Raw genomic sequence first — 745 nt, 5'->3', positions numbered from 1 at the left:
ACTGATACCCCTGCATCTGGTCAATGTCTTTTATTCCAGAACGTTTCATTAATCGATAGCGTTGTTTTCGTTTAACCACCTTCATAATATTTGGAAAAATGGACAATACAAACAATAGCACTCCTATTAATAGTAATAAGAGTGCTTCGTAATCGGTTATCAGTGTATACATATCTTTCATGTTGTTGTTTCTCTCCTTCCCTTTAACAATCCTTGTATGTTACATTTCGTACCCGTCCATAATATGATCAAACTCTCGTTGGTTCTTTTCTTTTTCGTAATCCTGAAACGTCTTTCGCATTGCTTTAGTTAATTTCACCATGGAAACATGGAACGACGTACCGGGATAATATCGGTGAATCGAGTTCCAAGCATAATTAGATATTCCTTGTTCATGGAATCGTTTTTGCTGAAAAGCAACTGTCTTTTGTTCCTTATTACAAGCACGCATTTCAGAAAGAACCGCATTCCCCATTCGCTTTTTCAGATCATCAAGCTTGTTTTGTTTGTACTCATCATAGTCACTTGCATCACCGTACATTTCCTTCATCACATTTCCTTCATCATCCAGTCGTTGATGCAATTCGTTCATCTTATCTCCGTGAAATTGTTGCAAATAAATATCCGTTATTTCATCTAAATACGGTCTTGCTTCATGAATAGACTGGTACCCGTACTTCCATTGGCGTTTGTCCGACGGGAGACGTTTCATCGCTTCTTGGAACAACTCATTCGTTTTACGATA

At 37.7% G+C, this 745-nt stretch carries 1 protein-coding gene and 1 pseudogene; both read right to left on the bottom strand.

The genetic code is table 11. From position 1 onward, the window contains the following. Positions 1-181 (bottom strand): annotated as a pseudogene (locus AC3G7N_RS20910) (hypothetical protein); the annotation flags it as partial. 39 nt (positions 182-220) lie between these two features. Continuing rightward, a partial coding sequence (mobL, locus tag AC3G7N_RS20905) for a relaxase MobL (protein ID WP_489424082.1) occupies positions 221-745 on the bottom strand: 525 nt, incomplete at its 5' end.

It is taken from the genome of Virgibacillus carmonensis (assembly GCF_057836705.1).
The sequence above is the reverse complement of the archived record's forward strand: the minus strand, read 5'-3'. Positions and strand labels throughout refer to the sequence as shown.